24 protein-coding genes and 1 pseudogene are annotated in these 24,538 nt (G+C 61.8%); 19 read left to right on the forward strand and 6 right to left on the reverse strand.

Features of this window, described 5'->3' with window-relative positions; translation table 11 throughout:
• Positions 1–10: 10 nt before the first annotated feature.
• The 6 genes and pseudogenes from ACOQOU_RS07780 to ACOQOU_RS07805 form a co-directional block, all read left to right on the forward strand.
• Positions 11–952 (forward strand): choline kinase family protein, encoded by a 942-nt coding sequence (locus tag ACOQOU_RS07780; protein WP_109765534.1) that lies wholly within the window; start codon positions 11–13, stop codon positions 950–952.
• Between the two features lie 184 nt (positions 953–1,136).
• Positions 1,137–1,895: an N-formylglutamate amidohydrolase gene (locus ACOQOU_RS07785; protein WP_306024899.1), complete on the forward strand. Its 759-nt coding sequence runs from the start codon at positions 1,137–1,139 to the stop codon at positions 1,893–1,895.
• Between the two features lie 131 nt (positions 1,896–2,026).
• On the forward strand, positions 2,027–3,397 hold the full coding sequence (locus ACOQOU_RS07790) for a glutamine synthetase family protein (protein ID WP_306024898.1): 1,371 nt from the start codon (positions 2,027–2,029) through the stop codon (positions 3,395–3,397).
• Between the two features lie 54 nt (positions 3,398–3,451).
• A complete protein-coding gene (locus tag ACOQOU_RS07795; RefSeq protein ID WP_306024897.1) occupies positions 3,452–4,828 on the forward strand; it encodes an aldehyde dehydrogenase family protein in 1,377 nt (458 codons plus the stop codon).
• A gap of 4 nt (positions 4,829–4,832) precedes the next feature.
• Entirely contained in the window at positions 4,833–5,978 is a 1,146-nt protein-coding gene (locus tag ACOQOU_RS07800; protein ID WP_306024896.1) for an iron-containing alcohol dehydrogenase, read from the forward strand.
• Positions 5,979–6,318: 340 nt separating this feature from the next.
• Positions 6,319–6,708 (forward strand): annotated as a pseudogene (locus ACOQOU_RS07805) (transposase); the annotation flags it as partial.
• Between the two features lie 299 nt (positions 6,709–7,007).
• On the opposite strand, the gene xylB reads toward ACOQOU_RS07805, so the two are convergent.
• From xylB to ACOQOU_RS07830, 5 genes are all read right to left on the reverse strand, one after another.
• The gene (gene xylB / locus ACOQOU_RS07810; RefSeq protein WP_306024895.1) at positions 7,008–8,462 is read right to left on the reverse strand and encodes a xylulokinase; all 1,455 of its coding nucleotides are present in this window, start codon (positions 8,460–8,462) and stop codon (positions 7,008–7,010) included.
• Positions 8,459–9,427, reverse strand: coding sequence for a sugar-binding transcriptional regulator (locus ACOQOU_RS07815; protein WP_109765543.1), 969 nt, complete (start codon positions 9,425–9,427; stop codon positions 8,459–8,461). Before ACOQOU_RS07815 ends, xylB begins: the two co-directional genes overlap by 4 nt.
• 9 nt (positions 9,428–9,436) lie before the next feature.
• On the reverse strand, positions 9,437–10,258 hold the full coding sequence (locus ACOQOU_RS07820; protein WP_306024894.1) for a carbohydrate ABC transporter permease: 822 nt from the start codon (positions 10,256–10,258) through the stop codon (positions 9,437–9,439).
• 4 nt (positions 10,259–10,262) lie between these two features.
• The gene (locus tag ACOQOU_RS07825; RefSeq protein ID WP_109765547.1) at positions 10,263–11,129 is read right to left on the reverse strand and encodes a carbohydrate ABC transporter permease; all 867 of its coding nucleotides are present in this window, start codon (positions 11,127–11,129) and stop codon (positions 10,263–10,265) included.
• Positions 11,130–11,208: 79 nt separating this feature from the next.
• A complete protein-coding gene (locus tag ACOQOU_RS07830; protein WP_306024893.1) occupies positions 11,209–12,546 on the reverse strand; it encodes an ABC transporter substrate-binding protein in 1,338 nt (445 codons plus the stop codon).
• 146 nt (positions 12,547–12,692) lie between these two features.
• Between ACOQOU_RS07830 and ACOQOU_RS07835 the strand changes: the two genes are divergently transcribed.
• The 10 genes from ACOQOU_RS07835 (at position 12,693) to ACOQOU_RS07880 (ending at position 20,773) form a co-directional block, all read left to right on the forward strand.
• Complete coding sequence (locus ACOQOU_RS07835) at positions 12,693–13,700, forward strand: ABC transporter ATP-binding protein (RefSeq protein ID WP_109765778.1); 1,008 nt, start codon at positions 12,693–12,695, stop codon at positions 13,698–13,700.
• A gap of 16 nt (positions 13,701–13,716) precedes the next feature.
• Positions 13,717–15,102, forward strand: coding sequence for an iron-containing alcohol dehydrogenase (locus ACOQOU_RS07840; protein WP_306024892.1), 1,386 nt, complete (start codon positions 13,717–13,719; stop codon positions 15,100–15,102).
• Positions 15,099–15,656, forward strand: coding sequence for an SIS domain-containing protein (locus tag ACOQOU_RS07845; RefSeq protein ID WP_109765553.1), 558 nt, complete (start codon positions 15,099–15,101; stop codon positions 15,654–15,656). Before ACOQOU_RS07840 ends, ACOQOU_RS07845 begins: the two co-directional genes overlap by 4 nt.
• 4 nt (positions 15,657–15,660) lie before the next feature.
• Entirely contained in the window at positions 15,661–16,413 is a 753-nt protein-coding gene (locus tag ACOQOU_RS07850; RefSeq protein WP_109765555.1) for an SDR family NAD(P)-dependent oxidoreductase, read from the forward strand.
• Positions 16,414–16,537: 124 nt separating this feature from the next.
• Complete coding sequence (locus tag ACOQOU_RS07855) at positions 16,538–17,434, forward strand: HAD-IIA family hydrolase (protein ID WP_306024891.1); 897 nt, start codon at positions 16,538–16,540, stop codon at positions 17,432–17,434.
• A 406-nt stretch (positions 17,435–17,840) separates the two neighbouring features.
• Entirely contained in the window at positions 17,841–18,284 is a 444-nt protein-coding gene (locus ACOQOU_RS07860) for an Rrf2 family transcriptional regulator (RefSeq protein WP_109765558.1), read from the forward strand.
• Complete coding sequence (locus ACOQOU_RS07865) at positions 18,281–18,550, forward strand: DUF6522 family protein (RefSeq protein ID WP_109765560.1); 270 nt, start codon at positions 18,281–18,283, stop codon at positions 18,548–18,550. Before ACOQOU_RS07860 ends, ACOQOU_RS07865 begins: the two co-directional genes overlap by 4 nt.
• 14 nt (positions 18,551–18,564) lie before the next feature.
• A complete protein-coding gene (locus tag ACOQOU_RS07870; protein WP_420578867.1) occupies positions 18,565–19,752 on the forward strand; it encodes an NnrS family protein in 1,188 nt (395 codons plus the stop codon).
• 3 nt (positions 19,753–19,755) lie between these two features.
• Positions 19,756–20,424, forward strand: a complete 669-nt coding sequence (locus ACOQOU_RS07875) for an NnrU family protein (RefSeq protein ID WP_109765564.1) — start codon at positions 19,756–19,758, stop codon at positions 20,422–20,424.
• An 85-nt stretch (positions 20,425–20,509) separates the two neighbouring features.
• Complete coding sequence (locus ACOQOU_RS07880) at positions 20,510–20,773, forward strand: DUF1858 domain-containing protein (protein ID WP_375566150.1); 264 nt, start codon at positions 20,510–20,512, stop codon at positions 20,771–20,773.
• Here ACOQOU_RS07880 and ACOQOU_RS07885 read toward each other — a convergent pair.
• Positions 20,740–21,462 (reverse strand): Crp/Fnr family transcriptional regulator, encoded by a 723-nt coding sequence (locus ACOQOU_RS07885; protein WP_109765566.1) that lies wholly within the window; start codon positions 21,460–21,462, stop codon positions 20,740–20,742. The two genes, ACOQOU_RS07880 and ACOQOU_RS07885, sit on opposite strands and share 34 nt — an antisense overlap.
• A 177-nt stretch (positions 21,463–21,639) precedes the next feature.
• Between ACOQOU_RS07885 and ACOQOU_RS07890 the strand changes: the two genes are divergently transcribed.
• From ACOQOU_RS07890 to ACOQOU_RS07900, 3 genes are all read left to right on the forward strand, one after another.
• On the forward strand, positions 21,640–22,059 hold the full coding sequence (locus ACOQOU_RS07890; RefSeq protein ID WP_306024889.1) for a pseudoazurin: 420 nt from the start codon (positions 21,640–21,642) through the stop codon (positions 22,057–22,059).
• A gap of 62 nt (positions 22,060–22,121) precedes the next feature.
• The gene (gene nirK, locus ACOQOU_RS07895) at positions 22,122–23,345 is read left to right on the forward strand and encodes a copper-containing nitrite reductase (protein WP_306024888.1); all 1,224 of its coding nucleotides are present in this window, start codon (positions 22,122–22,124) and stop codon (positions 23,343–23,345) included.
• A gap of 26 nt (positions 23,346–23,371) precedes the next feature.
• Positions 23,372–24,127, forward strand: a complete 756-nt coding sequence (locus ACOQOU_RS07900) for a formylglycine-generating enzyme family protein (RefSeq protein WP_420578868.1) — start codon at positions 23,372–23,374, stop codon at positions 24,125–24,127.
• Positions 24,128–24,538 lie beyond the last annotated feature (411 nt).

Here is a 24,538-nt window from a genome sequence, read left to right on the forward strand (position 1 = left end):
GAGGCTTTTCATGACCGACAAGACGCCCGGCCAAGCTGCCAGCGAGGCGGAACACACGCTCGAAGCCGCGCTGGCGCGCGCCGCCCTGTTCCAGGGCAAGACGCTGAGCTACCGGCCCGTTGCGGGCGGCATCAGCAACCCCAATTTCCGCGTCACCACGGCGGAGGACGGCAAGCATTACTTCGTCAAGATACCGGGCGCCGGCACCGAGATGTTCATCGACCGGGCGGCCGCCTTTGACGCCAGCCGCAAGGCGGCCGCGCAAGGCGTGGGACCGCGCGTCTATGACGATCTTTACGAGGATGGAATCGAGATCAACGACTTCATGTCCGACCGGCGCTCCTGCACCAACACCGATTTCGGACAGCCCGGCCCGCGGCTGGCGGCGATTGAGGCCTATCGTGCCTTCCACGCGGTGGCGCCGCTATCCCTGACCAAGACTGTCTTCGACATGATCGAGGAGCACGATCGTCAGATCACCGAGCTCGGCGGCTGGCGCCCGCCGGACTATCCCTGGCTGATGGACCAGTACCGCATGGCGCGACGGGCGCTGGAGGCTTCCGGGCTTGATCTGGTGCCGTGCTTCAACGATCCAATGGCCGGCAACTTCATGATCGGTTCCGACGGCTCGATCATGCTGATCGACTACGAATATGCCTCCATGAACGATCGATGCTACGATTTCGGCATCTGGTTCGGCGAGATGTTCTTCTCCCGCGAGATCGAGATGGAGCTGCTCGAGGCCTATTTCGGTTCGGTGAGCGAACAGACCTATGCGCGCGTCATCGTCCACAAGGCGTTGGCGGACATCAAATGGGCCTTCTGGTCCTATGTGCAGCAGCGCGTTTCGCAGCTCGACTTCGATTTCTTCAAGTACGGCGCGTGGAAGCTGCTCCGCGGCCGCGCGATCATGCACGATCCGCGCTGGGTCGAACATCTTTCAAGGGTCTAGAAGAAATGGGGGCGACCGCCCTGCTGCACGGCGCTGCAATGCCCGAACCGGAATCCGTGCCATCATGATCGAAGCACACGACAGCGGCGAGCCGACGGATGACCGAGGCGTTTTGGCCGCCAATGGCGGCGCAAGGCCGACGGTGTCACCGTTTCTGGCCGATTTCGAGAGGCCGGCGGCACGGGTGTACAATGCCGGCGGGCGGGCGCCGATCGTCTTCGTTTGCGACCATGCGAGCCGCTTCATCCCCTCAGCTTTGGATGGCTTGGGGATCAGCGCGGACGTGGCGCGCTCGCATGCGGCTTGGGACATTGGCGCGTTCGATCTGGCGCTGGAGTTGAGCGCGGCTTTCGACGCGCCCCTTGTGGCCTCACGCATTTCGCGCCTCGTCTACGACTGCAACCGCCCGCCACATGCGCCCGATGCCATGCCTGCCCGCAGCGAGGTTTTCGATGTTCCGGGCAATCGTGACCTGAGTGAAGCAGACCGCGAGGCTCGCATACGCGCGGTTTACGAGCCCTTCCGTGATTGCCTGTCGGGCGCGCTCGATGCCCAAACGGACAAGCTGGCGGGCGCCCCGGTTGCGCTGGTCACGGTTCACAGCTTCACGCCGATCTATCACGGCGAGCCGCGGCGCGTAGAACTGGGGCTGTTGCATGACGCCGACCCTACCTTGGCTCGGGCAATGCTGACGGAAGCGGCCGGCACATTGACGCTGAACGCGCAGCTCAACGCGCCATATGACGCGTCCGACGGGGTCACGCATACGCTCAAGCGACATGCTATACCGCGTGGCCTGCCAAACGTGATGCTGGAATTGCGCAACGATCTGCTCGCCATGCCCGCGGGCGTTGCACGCACGGCGCACGGTCTTGCGCGGCCGCTTGCGCGCGGACTGGACAGGGTCGGAATCGGGTTGGCTGGACGTGCCGATGCGCGATAGCCGCCAAGACCAGGTACGGCCGACTCGATGCAGTCAGCATCGCCCTGTGTGCCGTTGCCTGGCATCGGCCGAGGCGGCGCGAAGACCGATGCCAAGCCAGGCCATTGGACGGGATATCAGCATGAGAGGGGATGGCAGTGAGCGGTAATCTGAGTTTCGAGGCACTGAAAGCCGAGGTCGCCGGCGGCACAATCGATACGGTGCTTGTTTGCCTGGTGGACATGCAGGGGCGGTTGATGGGCAAGCGCTTCCACGCGACCCATTTCGTCGAAAAGGCACATTCGGAGACCCATTGCTGCAATTACCTGCTGGCCACCGATCTGGAGATGGCGACGCCCGACGGATATGCCGCAACGAGCTGGCGTCAGGGCTATGGCGATTACATGATGCGCCCGGATCTGGCGACACTGCGTCGAGTGGACTGGCTCGAAGGAACGGCTTTGGTGCTGTGCGACGTGCTGGACCATCACGGCCACACACCGGTACCCCACGACCCTCGCACCATTCTCAAGACGCAGATCGAACGGGCAGAGGCGATGGGCTTTGTGCCGATGATGGCCACGGAGCTCGAATTCTTCCTGTTCGCCAAGAGCTATGACGAGATCCGAAAATCCGGCTTTCGCGATCTGGAGCCGATCTCCGGCTACAATGAGGATTACCACATTCTTCAGACCACCAAGGAGGAGCCGGTGATGCGGCCGGTGCGCAATCATCTGGTCGCCTCCGGTATCCCGGTGGAAAACTCCAAGGGCGAGGCGGAGACCGGCCAGCAAGAGCTGAACATCCGGTATGCCGATGCGCTGAGCTGTGCCGATCACCACACCATCGCCAAACATGCCGTCAAGGAAATCGCCTGGATGCTTGGCCGGGCGGCCTCGTTCCTGCCCAAATGGCATCATGACAAGGTCGGCAGCGCCAGCCATGTGCACATGTCGCTGTGGCATGACGGCAAGCCGCTTTTCTTCGAGCAGGGCGCGCAGCACGGCATGTCGATGCCGATGCGCCAGTTCCTCGCCGGCCAGATCAAATATGCCGGCGACTGCACAGTGTTCCTCGCGCCTTACGTCAACAGCTACAAGCGCTTCGTGAAGGGCAGCTTTGCTCCGACCAAGACCGGCTGGTCCGTCGACAACCGCACGGCCGGCTTCCGTCTGTGTGGCGAAGACACGCCTGCCGCGCGCATCGAGTGCCGGATCGGCGGCTCCGATCTCAATCCCTACCTTGCCGAGGCGGCACTGCTTGCGGCCGGATTGCGCGGCATCGAGGAGGGGCTGGACCTTGGCCCGGCAACAAAGGGCGATCTCTACGAAGCGGGCGACGACGATCACATTCCGCGCACCCTGCGTCATGCGACCGAGGCTCTGCGCGGCTCGGCCATGTTGCGCACGGCCATGGGTGACGAGGTGATCGACCATTACGTGCGCTGCGCCGAATGGGAGCAGGAAGAGTTCGACCGGGTGGTGACCGATTGGGAGATCGCCCGCGGGTTCGAGCGGGCATGAGCGCTCCGGCGCTGATGCCGGAACTGCCACCTCCACACCATTGAGGGACCTAGCGTGTCAGCGACAGTAAGCCTGATTTCCCCGATCGACGGATCGGTCTATCTCGAGCGCCCGGTGATGGCGGCCGATCTTGCCCATGCGGCCGCTTCGCGCGCGCGCGCCGCCCAGCCGGCATGGGCCGCGCGCCCGCTCGACAAACGGATCGCGCTTGTGCTTGCGGCAGTTGCAGAGGTGGGCAAGACCACCGATCGCATGGCGGTGGAACTTGCGAACCAGATGGGCCGCCCGGTGCGCTACGGCGGCGAATTCGGCGGGTTTGCCGAGCGGGCCGGGAAGATGGCCGAACTGGCCGAAGAAGGGCTTGCGCCACTGGTCATTGAGGACAGCGACAGCTTCCTGCGCCAGATTCTGCGCGAGCCGCAAGGCGTGGTCTTCGTCGTTGCACCGTGGAACTACCCCTATATGACCGCAATCAACACGATTGCGCCCGCGCTGATCGCCGGCAACACCGTGGTGCTCAAGCACGCCGCCCAGACTCTTCTGGTCGGCGAGCGGCTTGCCGAGGCGTTTCATGCCGTTGGTGTGCCGGCCGACGTCTTCCAGAACCTCGTTCTCGACCATGACACGACGGCGCAGCTGATCGCGGCACGGGCCTTCGAGGTCGTCAACTTCACCGGCTCGGTGGGCGGCGGCCGGGCCATGGAGCGGGCCGCGGCAGGCACGTTCTCGCAGGTGGCAACGGAACTCGGCGGCAAGGATCCGGGCTATGTTCGCGCCGATGCCGATCTCGACGCGGCCGTGGACACGCTGATCGACGGGGCGATGTTCAATTCGGGCCAGTGCTGCTGCGGGATCGAACGGATCTACGTGCATGACAGCCTGTACGACGCCTTTGTCGACAAGGCTGTCGCGCTGGTGAAGGGTTACAGGCTTGGCAACCCGCTCGATGAGGAGACGACGATCGGCCCGATGGCGCATGTGCGCTTTGCCGCCGAGGCGCGGGCCCAGATCAGCGAGGCGGTTGCCGCTGGTGCCATGGCCCATATCGCGCCGTTTCCCGAGGATGACGGTGCCGCCTATCTGACCCCGCAGATCCTGACGGCAGTGACCCATGACATGCGCGTCATGCGCGATGAGACCTTCGGTCCCGTTGTCGGCATCATGGCCGTCAAGGACGATGCCGAAGCGATCCAACGCATCAATGACAGCGATTTCGGCCTGACCGTTTCGCTGTGGACGCGCGATGTGCAGGCAGCATTGGACATCGGCGCCAAGGTGCAGACCGGCACCGTCTTCATGAACCGTTGCGACTATCTGGACCCGGCGCTGTGCTGGACAGGCTGCAAGGACACCGGTCGCGGCACGGGCCTGTCGGTTCTGGCCTATCACGCATTGACACGCCCCAAATCCTACCATCTGAAGAAGGTCTGACCCGATGCAACTCAACGGTAACTGGTCCTATCCCACGACCATCCGCTTCGGCGCGGGCCGGATCGCTGAAATTGGCGAGGCGTGCCAGACGGCGGGGATCTCGCGGCCGCTTCTGGTGACCGACCGGGGGCTCGCCGAGCTCGACATCACGCATGCCACGCGCCAACACATGGCAGATGCCGGGCTTGGCGACGCGCTCTTTTCCGCCGTCGACCCCAATCCGACCGGCGAGAATCTCGATGAAGCGCTCGAAACCTATCGCGCGGGCGGGTTCGACGGCGTGGTGGCCTTTGGCGGCGGCTCCGGGCTCGATCTGGGCAAGGTGCTGGCGTTCATGGCGGGCCAGAGCCGACACGTCTGGGATTTCGAGGATGTCGGCGACTGGTGGACGCGTGCCGACCCGTGCAGCATCCATCCGATCGTGGCGGTTCCGACCACGGCGGGCACCGGCTCCGAGGTTGGCCGCGCCGGCGTGCTGACCAACACGGCCACCAGGGAAAAGAAGATCATCTTCCATCCCAAAATGCTGCCGGCCGTTGTGATCTGCGATCCCGAACTGACCGTCGGACTGCCACCGCACGTGACCGCAGGCACCGGGCTCGATGCGTTCGCCCATTGTCTGGAGGCCTATTGTTCGCCGCACTACCATCCGATGAGCCAGGGCATCGCGCTCGAGGGCATGCGGCTGGTCAAGGACTATCTGCCGCGCGCCTATGCCGATGGCACCGATATCGAAGCGCGGAGCCACATGATGGCCGCCGCGGCCATGGGCGCGACCGCATTTCAGAAGGGTCTGGGCGCCATTCATGCGCTGAGCCACCCGATCGGCGCCCACCATCACACCCATCATGGAACGACGAACGCCGTGGTGATGCCGGCGGTGCTGCGCTTCAACTGTGAAGCGGTCGCTGAACCGCTTGCCCGCGCCGCGGCCTATATGGGCATTGCGGGCGGCTATGAGGGCTTCTGCGATTTCGTCTCGGCGCAAAACACCGCGTTGGGCATCCCGGCGACGCTCACCGAATTGGGCGTCACCGCCCCCGATCTCGACACGCTGACCGCCGCGGCGCTCGAAGATCCGAGCGTCGGCGGCAACCCGGTCAAGATGACAGCGGAAAACACCCGCAAGCTATTCGAAGAGTGCTTGTGAGACCGTCTGGCGGCGATCGTATCTCACGGTTGCTGAGCCCCCAATGGCTTGGACATGTCCGAATGTGAGCAACCGAACGTCGACAGAAGCGCGATGCTCGGGCCCCGATTGAACGGCATGGCCTCGCGGAGAGCCGAGCGCGCCAATTGGCGAACCTTTGTCGGTCTGTCTTTCAGCGCCACCAACCGGATCGTGACGACGCTGTCCTGTGCAGGAAGTTGCGCGGATCGGCCGATGCGCGTGGTCGGCTCGCCTATTGGCGGCTTGGTATCCTGTTCGCCGGAAAAGGCGTTCGGGGGCCGTGTCGCCGGGTACCGATCAGAGCTAACGAAGCGTTCATCTTGGTGCGGCGTTGCGGAAACTTCGGAACGCGCCTTGCGTGTTTGACGGCCCGATCAATGGCGAATGCTTCCGGGCCTGGGTCGAACAGCATCTGGTGCCCACCCTTCATGCAGGTGACATCGTCGTTATGGACAATCTGGGCAGTCACCAATCAAAGGCCGTCCGCGCGGCCATCAACGCCGCTGACGCGCGGCTGTGTTTCCTGCCGCCATATTCGACGGACCTCAACCCGATCGAGCAGAGCTTCTCCAAGATCAAGCACTGGATGCGCACGGCACAAAAACGATCCGTTGAAGACAAATGGCGTCATGTTGGCCGGTTGGTCCCAACCCCGTCACCGCACGAATGCACCGACTGCTTCAAAAACGCCGGATATGAACCAACCTGAACCAGACGTGCTCTAGACACCCCCGAAGCGGATGCAAGCCGCTCTGCCACAAAAGAAAAATGCCGGGGGGGGGGACTAAGACTTGCTGAGTGTGCGGAACGACGTCTGCGAAGACACAAGCATAGAGGAAACACGCATGCCAAACTCCGTACAGCCGCAACTCAGAGCCGAAACCCAGAAGCTTGGCGATATCGACGCGCCGGAGCCCACAAATGTTCTGCTTGGCTAATAAAGAGCGGCTCCGGCCGTCAAATTCAGCCAAGGGCGTCAGCAGGGTCGATGGTTGCCAACATCACGCCCTATGTCGCGAACGGCAGCCTAAGATGCATCTCGAAGCGATCATGCAACGCCTCGTGCAGCACCCGGTTCGGCTCAATCTTCCTGGTTGAGACCGGCACAGCGCCCAAGATGCTTTTGGCGTTTGTCGGGTCCAGTGCGGCTGCAGCCATGCGGGCTGCGCCCAAACATGCGGCGAGTTCGCCTTGTCTAGGCACCGCCAAGGTTGTTTCGAGCAAGGTGGCTATGAGGCCGGTCCAGAATACGGAACGCGTTCCGCCGCCCACTGCCTGGATTGATGCAATGGGGACTTTCGACGCGCGTTGCGCGCGATAGGCGGCGAGAAACTGCATCGCCACGCCCTCCATGATGCTGTAGGCGAGTTCGGCTTTGCTGTGCCCTCCTCTAAGCCCGCCGATGAATCCGGATGCGTCTGGCCGGTTGTCCGGCGTCCGGACCCCGGTGATCGATGCTCGGGATACCGGGCAACGCTCGATCTCATGCGGCGTCAGCTGTGCGGCCAGCCCCGCCAACTCCCCAGCGGGCGTACCGGTGAGCCGCGCCAGCCAGTCCAGCGCCTGGGTCGCCGCCATCACCACACCCATGGACAAGAACGTACCATCCACCGCATGGGGCGTCGTAAGGATCGCCTTGTCCGGCGCCGGATGGAAACTGCCATCGACGGCGCTCAGGACACCCGACGTGCCTATGCTCAAGGCGGCACGGCCGGGAACTGCCGCCCCCACGCCCAAAGCGCCAGCGTAATTGTCGCCGCTTCCCGCAGCGAACATAACGGTGTTCGGTGTCCCCCAACGCGCACAAAGCTCGGAGCGAAGCTGGCCTGCATAGTCGCAGGATTTCAGAAGCGGTGGCAGTCGTGTGCGATCCCAGCCCACAACCGCCAGCAACTGATCATCCCAACTGCTCGATGCGCAGTCGAGTAGCATCGTTCCAGACGCATCAGTGACTTCCGTTGCCCGCTCTCCTGTCAAATGCAGGCGAACATAGTCCTTGGGCAGCATAAGCGTGTCTGCGGTCCGCAACGCGTCAGGTTTATGTTTGGCCAGCCACAGCAACTTTGGCGCAGTTAGCCCCGGATCGGGCTGACCATTGGTGCGCCAACCTATATCGGGTACGCGCTCCAGCAGCTCAGCGCATTCAGCGGTCGACCGTTGATCGTTCCAGAGAATACAAGGCGTTGTGGGGCTGTCGCTTGTATCGAGAAGCACCTGACCGAGCATGTGACCGGACAGCGATACGGCTCGCAGACGCGCCATCAACGGCCCATGATCCGTGGCCAGCTCATCAAGGATTTCAAAGGTAAGCCGCACCCATTGATCAGGGTGCTGCTGGCTCCATCCCGGGTGGGGTGCGTCCACCGGAGAGGGACGGCTCGCGCTTGCGACGCACGTTCCGCCCTCATCAACCAAGGCTACCTTAATACCGGAAGTGCCCAGATCAATGCCGGCGACAATCACCGGACAGGCTCCAGCAGGCACAACGCCGCGCGTTCATCGATAACAAGATGATTGACGCAGCCACGCTTCAAGATTGCGCGGATTATCGGAACTTTGTTGATCCCGCCGGCGGCGACGATCACGTTGGGCAAGTCATTAAGATCCTCAATGTCGAGACCGAGGATACGTTGATTGATCTCGTGGTCGATCGGTTGGCCGTACTGGTCGAGAAAATAGCCCATGATGTCGCCCACCGCCCCCGCTTCCACCAGCTCGGCGATCGTCACATCATCAGGCAGACCATCTGCGAGTAGCAGGGAGTTCGCCATGTCGCCGGCGGCCAGAGCAAGACCGTCTGCCGCGCGGATTTTCTCGATTGAGCGGCGGAACTCCTGCTGGGCCCGCAGAATGTTCCGGCTTTCGAGGCTCGCAGTGTAGACCGGCGCGGTGAAGTAGCTGTGAGCCGCGTTGCACAGGTCGGCGAGACGCGTGGTGATTTCGTAGCTGTTGACGTCAGAGCCTTTGGCAAGGCCGCCCATCACCGATGTGATTTCCAGATCAGGGCGGTCCAGAGGCTCAATGAAGCGGGTGGCCATGTTCAAGGTGTTACCCCATGACATACCGAACAGGCATACCTCCTCGCGCGCCAGAAACCGGGTCAGAAACTGCCCAAGCGCGGAACCCAAAATGGTATGAATATTGAAGTTCTCGCCGGCGACAGGTGCAACGGTCGCGCTGTCGAGATCGAAAGCATCGCACAGTTCGTGTTCCAGCTCGACACATGCGCCGAGCGGAGAGTTGATCGACACCCGGACCAGGCCGCGTTCCCGCGCCTCCGCAAGGGCCTTGTTGACCCGAAGGCGTGTAATCCCGAAGGTTTCGGCAGCCTGCCCCTGTGTCAGACCCTGCACTTCGCAGGCGTAGGCAAGGCGGACAAGCAACTGTTCCTCGGCATCGAGAATTTCAGTTTTCGGCTTCCGGGACACGTTTGATCCTCACTTCACGGCGCCCATCGTGAGGCCTCGGACAAGCTGCTTGGAAGCAATGAGCGCAAAGATCAAGACGGGGATCACGATGAGGGTCGACGTCGCCATGATCTTCCCATAAGGCAGGTTGTAGCCCTCCATGAAGGACACCGCCATCGCTGGCGCGGTTTTGGCGTCGGTTCGCGTCAGCACCAGGCCAAACATCAACTCGTTCCATGAGAAGATGAACGAAAAGATTGCGGATACCGCCACGCCGGGCATGGCGAGCGGCAGGCAGATTTTGCTCATGATTGTGAACTGTGACGCACCTTCCATACGGGCGGCTTCATCGAGTTCAATGGGTATTCCGCGAAACTGATCGGTGACGATCCAAATGACAATGGGCAGGTTGAACGTCAGATAGATCAGGATAAGCGTGATGTGCCGATCGAGCAGGTTGAGATTGCGGGCGATCAGAAAGAATGGAAGCGCCAGTACAATGGGCGAGATCATCCGGTTTGTAATGAACCAAAACCAGAGGTCCTTTTTGCCGCGGAACTCAAACCGGGCCAGCGCGAAGGCAGCCGGTATCCCGAGCACCAACGCCAGCGCGGTGGTTGAAATCGCGATGATCAACGAGTTGATCAGCGTTTGCAAAACGCCGTCCTCGAACAGCGCCTCGCGGTAATTGTCGAGCGTCGGCTCGAAGAGCCAGACAGGTGGCGCTTCAAGCGCGACAACCTGCGTTTTCAGCGACGTGGTCACCATCCAGTAAAAGGGGAATACGCACACGAGGATGATTGCGAACAACAGCAACAGCTGAATGAAAGCGGAGCGCTGAGACAAATTCATTACCTCAGACCTCCTTGTAGAAGACGCGGATGTAGATCTGCGCCAGAATGATGGTGATGATCAGAAGGATAATTGCCTGCGCCGATGCAAGGCCCTGATCAAAAGCGCGGAAGCCGACACGCTGGATCATCAGGGAAATGAACTCGGTCGATGCGCCCGGGCCGCCTCGGGTGAGCGTGAAAACCATGTCGAACAGCTTCAGCGTATCGGCGGTACGCAGAATGAGTACCGCCACAAGTCCCGGGATCAGGAAGGGGAGTTGCACGTAACGGAGAATGGTGAACCACTTCTTCGTTTCGAGCTTTGCCGCCTCCTCGATCTCTCCGGGCACCATGCTGAGGCCGGCGAGCAGCACCAGTGCCACAAAGGGCGTCCACTGCCAAACGTCCCAGAAGACGATCATGATGAATGCATTGGTCGGATCGCCGATCCAGTTGATGTCCGCGCCGCCCATCAGCTGATTCACCACGCCAAAGCGCTGGTTGAACATGACTTGGCCAAGCAGGCCGACAACTGCATAGGTCGTGGCCATCGGGAGCACGAGACTCAACCGGCACAGCGTCTTGACGAGGCTAAGGCCCGGCTGATGAAGCACAAGGGCAATGCCCAGACCCAATGCGATCTGTAGAGGCAGGGATGTGACCAGAAGGAAAAACGTGCGGCCCATGGCCTGCCAGAACACCGGATCGGTCAGTACGGTTCCGTAGTTTTCAAGGCCCACAAATCGAAGCTGGCGAAGGCGCGTCAGATTGAAGAAATGCAGGGAGGTCCAGGCGGCGTAGAGGAGCGGCGCAATGCCGATGACGGCAAGCGCGATGACTGCGGGGCCGACAAACCCAAAGATCGTCTTGCGGGAAGCCTTGCCGCGCATAGGCGTTGGTCCTCAGAAAGGCGAATGCGACAATCGGGGCGGCGCGAGGCCGCCCCGACAAGCTCAGATGATAGATCGGTTACTGCGCGAGCGGTTTGTCGCCGCTGTAGTAGCCGGCCGATTCCAGGATGTCTTCCATCCGGGTGCCGATCTCGGCGGCGCCTTCCTCAACGGAGACCTCACCAAGCATCATCCGGGTACCCCACTCCTGAACGACTTCGGAGATTTCTGGCCATTCGGCGAAGCGTGGGCGGAACTCCGGCACGCCATCCTGCCAGCTTTCCACCAGCGCGGGGATGAATGTGTAGGTCTCGGCCAGCGCCGGATCAGCATAGGCCGACTGGCGAGCAGGAACACCGCCACGCTCAAGGTACTCGACCGCATTCGCTGCGGAGGTTGCCCACTGGATGAAAAGCCAAGCTGCCGCTTTCTCGTTTTCGTCGGCCTGAGAGGCGACGGCCAGCGAGAAGCCGCCAAGGGCTGGCTTACGGCCCGCCGGTCCCATCGGCTCCGGCGCGATTCCGACGCAATCAGCAACACGCGACGTGTCAGGGTCGACAACTGTCGAGTAGAATGCCGACCATTCGGTGATCATGGCGACCTCGCCTTGGGCGAACGCGTTCACCGTCTCTGCATGGTCAAAGGCGACGATGCCGTCTGGCATGTACTGCATCAGTTCCTGGCGGAACTGAAGACCGGCCTGGCTCTCTTCACTCAGCAAGTTCGAGCGGAAGTCGGCGTCAAGGAACGAGCCGCCGAAAGGCCACAGCATGCGGGCGAAGCTGTCTGCGGACTGGGTCTCATTGCGCTTGGACTGCAGCGCGTAGGCGTATTGATCACCGGTGGTCAGAGCCGGGCCATAATCATCCATCAGCTGCTGCCAGGTCTCGGGAGGGCCATCGAAACCAGCCTCTTCAAGCATGCAGCGATTATAGAACATCAGGCCGGAGTAATTGTCGAAAGGCAGGCCATAGATGGTGTCGTTCCAGCCGCCGAACGCGTTCAGCACGAGCGGGAAGAAGTCGTCCATGTTGAGTTCCGGATCGATGATGTCCGGATAGGTCTCCATGATTTCATCGACGGAGACGACCCACTCATTTTCGACGAAGTTGCCGATCCAAACGAGATCGATCAGGGCGATATCGAGATCACCACCGGCAACAAAATCACGCACCTGCTCACCGAGCGCGTTCTCATAGGGATGTTTGATGATATTCACATCAATGCCGGTGGCTTCCTCGAAGGCCGGCAACATCGCTTCGATGGCCTCGTAGCCCGGGCGCAGCAGGAAAACGACATCAACGGTCGTTCCAGCATAGGGGGCGGCGGCCTCCTCCAGGCTCCAGGCGCCTGCGATGGTGGGTGATGCGATGCCAGCGCACAGCGCGGTGGTCGCAAGAAGGCTCTTCAGTTTCATGGTTGTCTCCTCCCTTGGTGACTCATTGAGGCGATATTTTTGTCGCTCTGTCTATACAAATGTAAAAACAGTTGTATCTGTCAACATAAAAATGTATGGGCGTTTGGAGGGGCATCTCTGGCCGTGAAGCGGGGGATCAGGAATTCGTGGCGACTGTGCATCTTGAAACGATCGACAAGTTCTATGGATCGCTGCAGGCATTGTCGGGCGTTTCGCTCGACATTTCCGATGGCGCTTTTGTTGTTTTTGTGGGCCCCTCGGGATGCGGAAAGTCGACGCTTCTGCGCTGCATCGCTGGGCTGGAGGGTGTGGACCGCGGCACGATCACTATCGATGGACGCGACGTAACGGACCTCAATCCGGCAGACCGCGACCTCTCCATGGTCTTCCAGTCCTACGCGCTTTATCCCCATATGACGGTTCGGGCGAACATTGAATTCGGCATGAAGGTCAACGGCATACCAGCCGATGAGCGAGCGCGCAGAGTTCAGGACGCCGCACGCATTCTCCAGCTGTCCGAGTTGCTTGATCGGAAGCCGGGACAGCTGTCTGGCGGCCAGCGCCAGCGCGTTGCCATTGGGCGATCAATCGTCAAACACCCCAAGGTTTTTCTTTTCGACGAACCGCTTTCCAACCTCGATGCGAAGCTGCGGGTGCAGATGCGCATCGAGCTTGAGTCGCTGCACACGGAACTCGGTGCAACGATGATCTACGTCACCCACGATCAGGTCGAAGCGATGACAATGGCCGACCAGATCGTGGTGCTCAACGGCGGTAAGGTTGAGCAGGTTGGTGCGCCTCTGGAGTTGTACAACAAGCCCGCAAGCGAGTTCGTCGCCGGCTTTATCGGATCGCCCGCGATGAACATCATGGCGGCGCAGAGCAAGCTCGGCGAGGTCGTCGGCGGTGCGGGAGCAGCCAAGATCGGCATTCGGCCCGAGCATGTGCGCATCGCCGAAACAGGACTGCCTGTGCAGGTGACGGTGAAGGAACAGCTTGGCGGAGAGAGCTATCTTTACGCTCGCTCCGAAGATGGCGAGCAAATCGTCATCAAGACCGATGGCGAAGATGCGGTGAACCAGGGAGATCAAGTACGACTCGCGTTTCCACCCGAGCGCCTTCATCGGTTCGGTGCCGATGGGCAAGCACTCTGACGAAGGCATGTGAACTTTGACCAGTTGGTCCGCACAGATCACCGAACTCATCGACCCGGCAGTGGCCAGATCGAAGGTCACGCATGAAGTGATCATCGGTCACGGTGCGCTTGCCGAGACCGGCCAGGTCGTCAGGCGCGCAATGGCAACGGTTGGAGGCGCATCGCGCGTGCTGGTAATGGCGGACGATGCCGGCTTCGCTGCTGCCGGTGCCCCGGTGGTGGAGACACTGCAATCCAGTGGCTTTGACGTGGAGACGCTGGTTTTGCCAAGCGACCCGCTCCCCGTCGCTTCAGTCGAGGAGGCAGAGCCTTTCAGGGCGCGTCTCGCCTCTGATTCGAGCATGTTTCCAGTTTCCGTTGGTTCTGGCGTCATCAATGATCTGGTCAAGTGGGCGGCGAAGGAAACCGATCGCCCCTATGTGACCGTGGCGACAGCGGCTTCAATGGATGGCTACACCAGCGCGGGAGCGCCGTTGGCGCGGGACGGCTTCAAGGTGACCATCCCGACACGCGCACCAATCGCAATGGTGGCTGATCTGGAGGTGATTGCGGCGGCGCCCGCAGAAATGAACGGTTGGGGCTATGGCGACCTGGCTGGAAAGGTGCCGGCAGGCGGCGATTGGCTGCTTGCCGACGCACTGGGCGTTGAACCGATTGACGATCTGGCCTGGCCACTCGTTCAAGATCATTTGCGCTTCTGGCTTACGGGCTCTCAGGGAATCGCGGCCAGCGACCCCGATGCGGTTGCCCGTCTTTTTGTCGGGTTGACCGCCGTGGGCTTCGCGATGGAATTCCATGGCTCGTCACGACCGGCGTCAGGTGCAGACCACCAGATTGCCCACATGTGGGAAATGGAAGGCCACACGTATGAAGGCAGGAAAGTCAGCCATGGTGCAGCGGTTTCGGTAGGCTGCGTTGCGGTGCTCGCACTGTTCGACTGGCTTCTCGATCAGGATCTGACGGGCCTTGATGTTGACGCGGTGCTTGCATCATCATCCAATCTTTCAGGAAAGCACGTGGCCGCAAGACAGGCTATCGCCGATCCCTCCATCGCCAACAAGGCGATGGTGGAGGTTGCTGCGAAACACATTGGCCAACCGCAGCAACGAGAACGTCTTCTTCACATCATAGCAACATGGCCAGCCCTGCGCACGCGACTGAGGGATCATCTGCTTCGCGCTGATACAATGGTCACCATGCTGCAACGAGCTGGTGCTCCAACACACGGGGCGCATATCGGCGTCGATGCCGGTCATCTGATGCGAACGATGCGCGCGGCCGCCTTCATCCGGCGCCGCTACACGATCTTCGATTTTCTAGAGGACACCGGTCTGACCGACGCGGCTCTCGCTGCAGTCATGCCAAAGCTCACTTATGGCAACCAGCAGGCGGCGGAATGATCGGACAGGAAACCGCCAGACAGGCCTTGTTCGAAGTGGGAGACGTGCTGGATGCGGCGCTCCCCGACCAATTGCACGTCATGGCCGGTCCCATCGAGCAGACAAAGCGCATCGCTCTGTACGGTGTCGGACGCGAGGGGCTGATGATGAAGTCTCTAGCCATGCGGCTGTTTCATCTCGGCCTCGATGCCCATGTCGTTGGCGACATGACAACGCCGCCGATAGGCGCAGGCGATCTGCTGATCGTCAGCGCTGGACCTGGCGATTTTTCGACGGTTTCAGCGCTTCTATCGGCCGCAAAGAGTGCCGGCGCGGCGACCATGTGCGTGACCGCGGAACCAGCTGGTGCAGCGCCGCAGTCGGCTGATCACCTCGTTCATCTGCCAGCCCAGACCATGGCCAACGATCGGGGCGCACCGACATCCATCTTGCCCATGGGTTCGCTGTTCGAAGCGACCCAGTTCATTTTCTTCGAACTGCTCATCCTGCATTTGCGTGACAAGCTAAGGATCCCGCCGGACACGATGCGCGCCAATCACACAAATCTGGAGTGAACCGGTGAGCTGGAAGGATCGCTTTTCAATCTCCGGCAAGACGGCACTGGTCACCGGCGCGTCCTCGGGCATCGGTGCTGAGATTGTCTCGGTGTTCACCGAAGCGGGCGCGAAGGTCATAGGAGCGGGCCAATCCGCAGAGCGCCTGGACGCACTTGCCGACAGGACGGGCTGCCGCACCATCGTCGCCGACCTTGCAAGCGTTGAAGGGTGCCGACTGTTGGCGCGTGAGGCGCTGGCGATCCACCCGTGCATCGATATCCTCGTCAACTCTGCCGGCGTCGCCCTTGTTGGCCCCGCTCTTGCCTTCTCCGCCGAGGATTGGGACCGCACGATGGCCATCAATTTGCGGGCACCGTTTCTGCTCGCGCAGTCGCTCGCGCCACCTATGATCGCGCAAGGGGCAGGCAAGATCATCAACATCTCCTCGCAGACGGGTGTTATCGCGCTGGCCGACCATGCAGCCTACGCTTCGTCCAAGGGTGGGCTGAACGCGCTGACGAAATCGCTGATGACTGAGTTGGCGCCGCACAACATTCAGGTGAACGCGATCTGCCCAACCGTTGTGATGACCGAAATGGGCAAAAAGGTCTGGAGCCCACCGGAAAAATCTGGCCCCATGATCGCGGCGACACCGCTTGGCAGATTCGGCGAGCCGGTCGAAATCGCCGACATGGCGCTCTATCTCGCCTCGCCCGCCTCCGACCTCGTCAATGGGGCCTTGATGATGATTGAAGGCGGATATTCAAGCGTATGATCGGGGCTAACCGTGACACACCGATGGCGGCCCTGCTGCGCGGCTGGGAGGGCATCGCCCCAACGCTCATCTGCGAAAACCACCGGTCCGATGACCCCAAATCGGATCGGCATCGCCCCCTCTGATGACCTACGCCCAGACGCTTTCAGCTGCGGCGGCCATTGACCGCTACGAACAGATACGCCATCGGCTACCAAGCGCGACATTCCCGCAAACAACCCAGGCGTGCGCTGGCCTGCTGGAGATCGCGGACCAGTTCGATGCGTTTCTGCTCGACAGCTTTGGCGTCCTGAATGTGGGCGAGACCGCGATCGACGGAGCGGTGGCGTGTCTGTCTTCGCTCAGGGCTGCGGGCAAGAAGCTCATCGTGCTGACCAATGCGGCGAGCTACACGCTCGCGACAGCGGTCGAGCGCTACCGCCGCCTTGGATTTGATTTCGAAGCGGATGAGGTCATCTCGAGCCGCGATGTGGCCGCGCGGCGCCTTGGCGCGTTCTTGCCCGATGGTCGTTGGGGTGCACTCGCATCGCCCGATGATCGCTTTGAGGATTTTGATGTGGCCATCGACCATTGGCGCGGCCAGGACGTCGATGGGTTTGTGTTTCTCTCAAGCGTGTCACTGACCGATCAGCACGTACAGGCGCTTCGCGAGGCCTTGGACGACCGACCTCGCCCACTCATTGTTGCCAACCCGGACCTGGTGGCACCGCGCGAGAATGGCCTGAGCCAAGAACCGGGATATTACGCGCATCAAATCGCCGATGCGGTTGGCAACAGCCCGGTCTTGTTTGGCAAGCCGTTCGACGATGCGTTCAACGATGCCATGGATCGGCTTGGAACCATTGAGCCCCGCCGTATCGCCATGGTCGGCGACACGCTTCACACCGACATTTTGGGTGGCAGGGCGGCAGGTACCCGCACCGTATTGGTGCGCGATCATGGATTGTTTGCAGGGCTTGATACGGAAAGGTTCATCTCTCGCAGCGGCATCGTGCCTGACTTCTCCTGCCCGTCGATTTAGACAGGGCCAACGGTCCCGAGCGTCGCAAGACAACCGACAGATGTCCGCTTCTGCACAAGCCTAAGATTTTGTTTTTGCAGCCTTATATGGCAATCGCACCAATAAAGGTGAATCCCTGATCCGCGCTTTCCGCGAGAATTGGGCATGGAACCCAACTCCTCCGTCCTGTCAGGTTTGAAGCGGAAGCGTTGCGAAGCCCTTGGCGCCTTCCGGACCTGTGAAGCGCAGATCGTGCAGGCGCGCACCCGACCACGAGCCGAACGCTGCGCCTCGCGGTCATAGTTGACATCCATTCGCTGACGCTCGCGGTCCCCTTGATCAGCTCCAATTAGTATTTCAAATACCGCTTATTGCTGCTAAGCTACGCAAGGCCCAAAAAACCTGATTACGGAAGACAACTTTTAACATGCGCCTGACCAGCTTCACCGATTTCGGCCTGCGCGCGCTGATGCGTATGGCCAGCGAGCCTGACCGCGCGCACTCGACCGCCGAGATCGCGGCCGAGTTCGGCATCTCGCGCCACCATCTGACCAAGGCCGTTCAGGCACTGGCCGCCGCGGGAATTGTCGAGACACGGCGAGGCACCGGTGGCGGTGCCGTCCTTGCTTCTGCCCCAGAGCAATTGCGTTTGGGCGACATCGTTGCGGTTCTGGAACGCAAGTCGGCACTGGTGGAGTGCTTCCAGGCCGATGGTGGCGCCTGCGTCATCACACCGAGCTGTCGCCTGAAAGGCATTCTGGCCGATGCGCGTTCGCGGTTCCTGGACGATCTGAACGCCCACACCCTGGCCGACTGCGCGCTTTCGCCGCGTGCGCCGTTCAGCTTTCCGACTTTGGGAGATGCCAGATGATCGTGGAGATTGATGACGGCGACGTAACCGTGTCGGTCGACTTATTCGCCGGCCACTTCGGCATAGACCCCAAGGATGTGCAACCGCTCATGCGCGCCGGCGAGATAACCGGTCGGGTTGAGAAAGGCGCCGGGGAAGACGAGGGACGCTATCGGCTCACTTTTTGGCACGCCGGACGGCAGGTTCGACTGACCTGCGATGCGGCAGGACGCGTCATCAACACCAGCCGCACGATTCTTGCCGACCGCACACGGGTGCTGCCATGAATGCGGTCGGCACCATGGAACGGTCCCGCGCCTGGCGGGGCCCAGCAATATTGAGCTACGGGTTCAGGCCGTTTTTCCTCGGCGGCGCGATCTGGGCGGCGCTTGCCATGGTGTTGTGGCTGGCGATGCTGGCGGGGGCCGTGGAGCTCCCGACGCGGCTGGATCCGATATCGTGGCACGCCCATGAGTTCCTCTTCGGCTATCTCGGCGCCATAATCGCCGGGTTCCTTCTGACCGCCGTGCCCAACTGGACGGGCCGTCTGCCAATCGCCGGCTGGCCGCTCGGCGGGCTTTTCCTGCTGTGGCTCTCGGGTCGCGTGGCGATCGCGACGTCGGCATTCTGGTCGCCGGCCACGGTCGCCTTCGTCGATCTGGCCTTTCCGGTCCTGTTTGCGCTGGTCATCGCACGTGAGATCGTCGCCGGTAAGAACCGGCGCAACCTGATGGTGCTCGGGCTGTTCGCCGCCCTGGTCGCGGGCAACGGCACCTTCCACTGGGAGGCCGCGCGGGGTGATTTTGCAGCGCAAGGTTACGGCCTGCGTATCGGCCTGGCGACGGCCATTATGCTGATTGGCTTGATCGGCGGGCGCATCGTTCCCTCGTACACGCGAAACTGGCTGGTCAAGCGCGGCGCAGGGCAGCTGCCATCGCCGCCCATGGGGCGTTTCGACAAAGTGGCGCTACTGACGCTTCTGGCGGCGCTCCTGGTATGGATCGCGCGACCGGATTCCTCGGTCGCCGGCTCTTTGCTGCTTCTGGCCGGGTTGGCGCATGCGGCGCGCCTCGTCCGTTGGGCTGGCTTCCGCACCGGCGCCGAACCGCTGGTCTGGGTGCTGCACGCCGGTTATGCCTTTGTGCCCCTGGGCGCCATCGTCGTCGGTTTTTCCGTTCTTTCCACCAATCTGGCTGGCGTGACGGCTGCGCAACATCTGTGGATGGCGGGCGGGATCGGGCTGATGACGCTCGCCGTTATGACGCGCGCCACGCTTGGCCACACCGGCCAGGAACTCACCGCAGGCCCCGCCACGACGGCGATCTACCTGCTGGTCGTTGCGGCGACGCTGGTGCGCCTCACCTCGGGCGCCTTTGCCGATGTGGCCGCCATCCTTCATCTGGTTTCCGGGCTGGCCTGGTTCTGCGCCTTCTTCGGGTTCGCCCTGATCTATGGCCGGCTGCTGATCGCGCCACGGTCAAGGTCATGAGCCATGGGCTGGACCGAATTCGCCGCCGCCGCCGGCTTCTTCTTTGTGTCTCATTCGGTGCCGGTGAGAAGACCGATCCGGGAGCGCATCGCCGGATGGATCGGCGGCCGCGGCTTCATCCTCGCCTATTCCGCGCTGTCGCTGGCCGCCCTCGGATGGCTGATCGTCGCGGCCGATCGCGCACCCTATCTGCAGCTCTGGCCCTGGGCGCCGTGGCAACCCTACGTCCCGCTGATCGTCATGGCGCCGGTGTGCCTGATCGTCGCGCTCTCCGTTGCCCGTCCGAACCCGTTCTGCTTCGGTGGCGCGAACAACGACGCATTCGATCCGGCGCGCCCCGGCATTGTCGGATGGACCCGCCATCCGCTCCTCATGGCGCTCGGCTTGTGGGCGGGCGCCCATATCGTGCCCAATGGCGATCTGGCCCATGTCCTCCTTTTCGGAACCTTCGCGGTTTTTGCGCTGGCTGGACAACGCCTCGTCGATCGCCGCAAGCGGCGTGAACTCGGAGCGCGATGGGATGAACTCGATCACGCCCGGCGGCACGGCCGATCGCTCGACTTCAGGCGTTTTGGTCCTCGTTTCGCCGCGCGCCTTTTGATCGCAATGGTTCTCTACCTGGTTTTTGTCGCAATCCACCCAGTCCTTTTCGGCGTCAGCCCGCTGCCGTGACCGATGAGCGAACGTGCCCGTCGCAAATGCCTGATTATGTCGAGTTTGCGATCGCACAACGTTGCGTCCGCTTTCCGAATTAGGCTTGTCGTTCCAGGTCAAGGCAATTGCGATGTCACATCCTATTGAAAACCCCGATCTGCCACTTGACGAGCTGATGACGCGATGGCCCGAAACCATTCGGGTCTTTCTCGACTATCGGCTGCTCTGCGTTGGTTGCCTCATCGCGCCCTTTCATACGGTCATCGACGCCTGCAGGGAGCACGGTGTCGATGAGCAATCATTTCGCGCCGACCTGCACCGGGCCATCGGGGCTCAGCTTCGCCCTTCGCTCAACAGAACCAGCTGATGCGGTTCCCTGACGATGATGCGGCGGCGGCCGCTCTTGACCCAACCCTTCTTTTCCCAGGCGCTCAGCAGACGGCTCACCGTATGCAGGGTCGAGCCGGTCATTTCCGAAAGATCCTGTCTCGTCACGGGCATGGCGATCTCGATCCCATCGGCTGACTTGCGGCCGGCCTGATTGACCAGGCGCAGGACCATGTGCGCGATGCGCTGTTCGACCTGCAGCGTCGCCATCTCCACGACCCGCTCGTTGAACTCCTTGACCCGCAGGCCGATCGTCTTCATCGCCGCGCCCGCAAAGCCCGGATAGTCTTCGACGAGGACGTTCCAGAACGACACCGGCCAGGCAAGCGCCACGCATTCGCTGGCGGCGACGGCGGTGGCCGGATAGGTGTCGCGGTCAAAGGCCTGGGCGATCCCGATCAACTGCCCGCTGGGAATGTGCAGCATGATCACCTGTTCGCCGTCTTTTGTCTGACGCACGACGCGCACATAGCCGTCCAGCAGCAGGTAGAACCGGTCGGCGACCGCACCCTCCTCGAAAATCTGCGCCCCCTGCTCAAAACGACTGGAAACGGCACGATCGAGGATTTGGCGGCGTTCGGCGGCGGTCAGCCTCGCAAACGGTCCGACCTGATCCAGCAGGCTCTCGTCAAGTCTCCGCGCGTGTTTTGCTCTTTCGACCGCTCGCACCCGAGACGCCCCCTTGTCAGGTTTTGTGGCGACGACGCCTCCTCCTTGTCGGTCGGTTCGCCGTTCCTTGAAGAGCCCGTGATTTGTTTGTGGCAGCACAACGTTTCGGCTGCGCTCGCCGATAAGGTCGCATCAAACAAGGGCAAGTCAAGAAAGGAATGACAGATGGTGCGCGTGATGACAGCCGCTCTGGCTATTGGCGTGGCGATGGCCGGATCGGCCTTTGCTGAAATGCATGAAGTCCAGATGCTCAACCGGGGGGAAGCCGGCGCGATGGTTTTCGAGCCGGATCTTCTTCGGATCGAACCCGGCGACACGGTCAAGTTCATCGCGACCGATCCCGCTCACAACGCAGAATCCATTCTCGAAATGATCCCCGAAGGGGCCGAGCCCTTCAAGGGCAAGATCAACGAGGAGATCGAGATCACCTTCGACGCCGAAGGCCTGTACGGCATCAAGTGCCTGCCGCACTACGCCATGGGCATGGTCATGACGCTGGCCGTCGGCGAGGTGAGCGAGGCGCCGCAGAACTATCTCGAAGGGCGCATTCCGCCACGCGCGCGCAAGCGCTTCGAAGCCCAACTCTCAAACCTGTGATCGCGGATCGGCGCGGCACCTGAACCCGCCGCGTCACGCACGCACTAGCCAAGGAGGCTGCAATGAAAAAATCCATCAACGCCGAAAAAGTCGTCACGAGCCGCCGTAACGTCTTACGCGGCACGGCGCTTGCCGGAGCGGCGGCCCTGACGGGCGGCGTCGCTCATGCGTCGATGATGCCGCGTCCGGTGCCATCCGTGCCACGGATGCACCGCTCGAGCCCGGTGATTACGGTGGAATCGGCGTCGGGCGAAATGGCCGAGGCCGCGCCCGCCGATCTGTCCGGTCTCGAGCGGGTTCGCCAGGAACTGGTTGACCCGCCCTTCGCGCCCGAGCACGAGCAGGTCGCCAGCGGCCCGCCGAAGATCGTCGAGATCGAAATGGTGACCCATGAGCGGCTGATGACGATCGACGAGGATACCGGCGCGAGCATCTGGGCGCTGACCTACAACGGTTCGGTTCCCGGTCCGCTGATCATCGTCCATCAGGACGATTACGTGGAACTGACGCTGCGCAATCCGGTCGAAAGCGCGATGGAGCACAATATCGACTTCCATGCCTCCACAGGCGCGCTCGGTGGAGGCGGGCTGACCCACATCTATCCGGGTGAGGAAACGGTACTGCGCTGGAAGGCGACCAAGACGGGTTGCTTCACCTATCACTGCGCGCCTGGCGGCGCGATGATCCCCTACCATGTCTGCCACGGCATGAACGGCGCCATCATGGTTCTGCCGCGCGACGGCCTCAAGGATGCCGAGGGCAATCCTCTGCGCTATGACTCGATCGCCTATTTCGGTGAACAGGACTACTACCTCCCGCGCGACGAGAATGGGGACTTCAAGCTCTATGATACCGCCGGCGACGATTATGCCGACAGCCTTGAGGCGATGGCGACGCTCGTTCCCACGCACCAGGTCTTCAACGGTGCGGTCGGCGCGCTGACCGGTGCAAACGCCCTCAAAGCGCAGGTCGGCCAGACAGTGCTCATGGTGCACAACTCCTGCAATGTGGACAGCCGCCCACACCTGATCGGCGGGCACGGCAACTTCGTCTGGGAGACCTCGTTCACCGATCCGCCCCTGACGGGCGTCGAGACATGGTTTGTCCGCGGCGGCTGCGCGGCGGCGGCGATGTATACTTTCGAACAGCCGGGCGTTTACGCCTACGTCAACCACAATCTGATCATCGCGGCGCTCAAGGGCGCGACGGCCCACTTCGTGGTCGAGGGTCCCTGGGACAACGATCTGATGGAGCAGGTCGTGGCGCCAAGGCCGTTCGAGGGCTGACGGCGGAGACATGAGCAATGATGGCGATGTCACGATCGGAGCGGCTTGGAACGGCTTCCCTTTTGCTGCTGGCTGTGTGCGTCGTCATCGTCGCCGCATTGGTGACCGGGCGCGGTCCGAATATGGACTACGTCCCGCAGATGGCGGAAAGGCCAGTGATCTCCGAAAGCGGTGGACCACTCTACGTTCAAGCCCATGAAGTCACCATCGCCGAATGGAACCGGTGTCACGCCGATGGCGCGTGTACGCTTTTGCTGAGGCCACCTCGGGGCGGTGAAGCGGAACAATGGCCGGCGACGGGCCTGAACTGGCTCGATGTGAACGAATATCTGAACTGGATCAACCGCGTGTCCCGACACCGCTTCCGGCTGCCCACCGCTCGGGAATGGTACGCGATGGCAGAACCCGTGCTGCCGGAAGAACCCGACCCGATCTTCACCGATCCGTCCCTGTCATGGGCGTCGGACTATCTGCTGGAGCAACGGACGGGGCGTCGTCTCCAACCCAGCGGTTCATGGTCGACAACCGAAGAGGGAATCGCCGACCTGAACGGCAGTGTCTGGGAATGGACGCAGGATTGCTACATCGACGATTCGGACACCGCCAAGACACCGATGTGTCCTGCCTACCATGTCGGCGGTGAACACGAGGCGGTAATCCCGTTCCTCGTGCGCGATCCGGCGCGCGGCGGCTGCGCGGTCGGCGCCCCGCCCCCGCATCTGGGCATGCGGCTGGTGACCGAAAATGCTTTGCCTGCAATCCATTCAAGCGAACCGGGCTAACTGGCGAGCAGGCTGCGACAATTCATTCCCCACAAGGAACGTGACCAAATGCGGCTTGAACAAATATCTTGTAGTTCAACGACCGTCTCGCCATCCCTTTTGCATGCGGATGGTCGAACGACAGGTGCTTCTCAGTTCCGCCGCATGAGACATAACCCCCGGAGGTTCCGGTTCGGTGCGATCCAAAAAGGGAAGCACTTCAAAACCTGAACAGAGCTAACCTATCAGCGCGGACTCAAAGGGGAGCGGGTCAGATTCACCGTGGCGACATGGTGGCGACATGCGCCAAAACGCAAAAAGCCCGCCGAAAGGGCGGGCCGAAATATCATTCAAATTCAATGACTTGTTTGGTTGCGGGGGCACGCAACCAACGATATCAGCAGTTTCTTTTTCAGACAGCGGCTTGAGATG

Source organism: Oceaniradius stylonematis, from assembly GCF_965223445.1.
Lineage (GTDB): Bacteria > Pseudomonadota > Alphaproteobacteria > Rhizobiales > Rhizobiaceae > Roseitalea > Roseitalea stylonematis.